2 protein-coding genes and 1 pseudogene are annotated in these 2,551 nt (G+C 71.0%); 1 reads left to right on the forward strand and 2 read right to left on the reverse strand.

Annotated elements, in window-relative coordinates:
* Nucleotides 1–102, forward strand: a pseudogene (locus tag ACFW22_RS35735) (ATP-binding protein); the annotation flags it as partial.
* A 204-nt stretch (nucleotides 103–306) separates the two neighbouring features.
* Here ACFW22_RS35735 and ACFW22_RS35740 read toward each other — a convergent pair.
* Together ACFW22_RS35740 and ACFW22_RS35745 are read right to left on the reverse strand one after the other, a co-directional pair.
* Nucleotides 307–501 carry an acyl-CoA carboxylase subunit epsilon gene (locus tag ACFW22_RS35740; protein WP_386412948.1) on the reverse strand — a complete coding sequence of 65 codons (195 nt, stop codon included), beginning with the start codon at nucleotides 499–501 and terminating at the stop codon, nucleotides 307–309.
* Nucleotides 502–515: 14 nt separating this feature from the next.
* The gene (locus tag ACFW22_RS35745; protein WP_386412950.1) at nucleotides 516–2,099 is read right to left on the reverse strand and encodes an acyl-CoA carboxylase subunit beta; all 1,584 of its coding nucleotides are present in this window, start codon (nucleotides 2,097–2,099) and stop codon (nucleotides 516–518) included.
* Nucleotides 2,100–2,551: the final 452 nt, after the last annotated feature.

The raw sequence follows: 2,551 nt of genomic DNA on the forward strand, positions 1-2,551 counted from the left end.
CCCGACACCCCCATCATCACCACCGACGCCCGCCACCGCGCCGACGCCAAGAGCGCCCTCATCACGCTCGTCGAGCACGCCCTCATGGCACGGCTGCGGTAAGTCCCGACGGGACGTACGGAGAGGGGCCCCGCACGGGTTGGTTCGTGCGGGGCCCCTCTGTTCCTCCCGGCGCCCCGGGCGACCGGAGGGGCCGCCGGGCCCCCCTTGCGGACGGGGCGCACCGCCGGCACGGGCCCGTCCGCACGCCGAAGGGCCCCGCTCCGGGGAGCGGGACCCTTCGGGTTGGACCGGTGCTGCGCGGGGTCAGCGCCAGCTGTGCGGGGCGCGGAAGCCGGACTGGCGTTCCAGGCGTCGCCATCCGGCCGTGGAGCGGCCGTGGGGGGCGGGCTCGGCCGGCTGTGCGGCGGCGCGGGCGAGGAGGACCGCGGTGATGGCGGCGAGCTCCTCGGGGTCGGCCTGGCCCTTTTCGACGCGGAGGAGGTTGGTGGCAGTGGTCACGTGGATGACTCCTCTTACTGGGGCGGGTTGCCGTGCTTGCGGGACGGCAGGTCGGCGTGCTTGGTGCGGAGCATCGCGAGGGACCTGATGAGCACCTGGCGGGTGTCGGCGGGGTCGATGACGTCGTCGACCAGGCCGCGTTCGGCCGCGTAGTACGGGTGCATCAGCTCGGCCTTGTACTCCTTGACCATGCGGGCGCGCATGGCGTCGGGGTCCTCGGCCTCCGCGATCTGCTTGCGGAAGATCACGTTGGCGGCGCCCTCGGCGCCCATGACCGCGATTTCGTTGGTGGGCCAGGCGTACGTCAGGTCGGCGCCGATGGACTGCGAGTCCATGACGATGTAGGCGCCGCCGTAGGCCTTGCGCAGGATCAGGGAGATCCGGGGCACGGTCGCGTTGCAGTACGCGTACAGCAGCTTCGCGCCGTGCCTGATGATTCCACCGTGCTCCTGGTCGACGCCGGGAAGGAAGCCGGGGACGTCCAGAAGGGTGATGATCGGGATGTTGAAGGCGTCGCACATCTGCACGAAGCGGGCGGCCTTCTCGGAGGCCTCGATGTCGAGGACGCCGGCCAGCGACTGGGGCTGGTTGGCGACGATGCCGACGACCTGGCCGTCGAGCCGGGCCAGGGCGCAGATGATGTTGCGGGCCCAGCGCTCGTGGATTTCCAGGTAGTCGCCGTCGTCGACGAGCTCTTCGATGACCTTGTGCATGTCGTACGGACGGTTGCCGTCGGCCGGCACCAGGTCCAGCAGGACGTCGGAGCGGCGCTCTGCGGGGTCCTCGGAGGCGACGGTCGGCGGGTTCTCGCGGTTGTTCTGCGGGAGCATCGACAGCAGGTAGCGGACCTCGGCGATGCAGGTCTCCTCGTCGTCGTACGCGAAGTGCGCGACGCCCGAGGTCTCCGCGTGGACGTCGGCGCCGCCGAGTCCGTTCTGGGTGATCTCCTCGCCGGTGACCGCCTTGACGACGTCGGGGCCGGTGATGAACATCTGCGAGGTCTCGCGGACCATGAACACGAAGTCGGTCAGCGCGGGGCTGTAGGCCGCGCCGCCGGCACACGGGCCGAGCATCACCGAGATCTGCGGGATGACGCCGGACGCCTTGGTGTTGCGCTGGAAGATGCCGCCGTACCCGGCGAGCGCGGACACGCCCTCCTGGATGCGGGCGCCGGCGCCGTCGTTGAGGGAGACCAGCGGGGCACCGGCCGCGATGGCCATGTCCATGATCTTGTGGATCTTGGTGGCGTGGGCCTCGCCCAACGCACCGCCGAAGATCCGGAAGTCGTGCGCGTACACGAAGACGGTGCGGCCCTCGACGGTGCCCCAGCCGGTGATCACGCCGTCGGTGTACGGCTTCTTCGCCTCCAGACCGAAGCCCTGGGCGCGGTGCCGACGTAGCTGCTCGACCTCGTTGAAGGAACCAGGGTCGAGCAACAGCTCGATGCGCTCGCGCGCGGTCAGCTTGCCCTTCGCGTGCTGGGCCTCGGTCGCGCGGTCACTCGGGCCGCGCAGCGCCTGCTCACGCAGGACGTGCAGCTCGGCCACACGGCCACGGGCGTCAGCGGGCTCGCTCGGGATCTGGTCCACAACGGTCATGTGACGACCCTACGAAGTCAGACAAGAAAACCCTGCCGTCGACTCCGTACAGTCTCGCGTGTCGAATCCTGGTGGGGCCGGACAGAACGCGCACCCGGTCAGAGCGAGTCAACAGCCAGACACCCCCCGTGTTTATGGGGTTCCCACATAGACCCGGGGATGAGCCCCGCATCCGGGGGCGCCCACCGTACCGGCTCGCCGGAGGGTCACGGCGGTCGGTCCGGAGGACGGAACCACGATCGCCTGCCGCTCGGCGGTGTTGTCGGGAACCTGCAGCCGGTCCCGGGGGGCGGGGCCCGCGCGCCCCCGCCCGGGCCCGCGCCCCCCCCCGGGGGGGGGCGGGCGCCCCGCCCGCCCCGGTCAGTGGTGGGTGGCGGCGAGTTGTTCCACGCGGGCGTGCAGGGTGGGCAGGTAGTGCTCGCTCTCCGGTTTGATCAGGACGCTGCGCATGA

It is taken from the genome of Streptomyces sp. NPDC058872 (assembly GCF_042743065.1).
Classification (GTDB): domain Bacteria; phylum Actinomycetota; class Actinomycetes; order Streptomycetales; family Streptomycetaceae; genus Streptomyces.

Bases quoted from the DNA above. Each gene is read 5' to 3' on its own strand.
- ACFW22_RS35745 (WP_386412950.1), bottom strand. From the start codon at position 2,099: ATGACCGTTGTGGACCAGATCCCGAGCGAGCCCGCTGACGCCCGTGGC.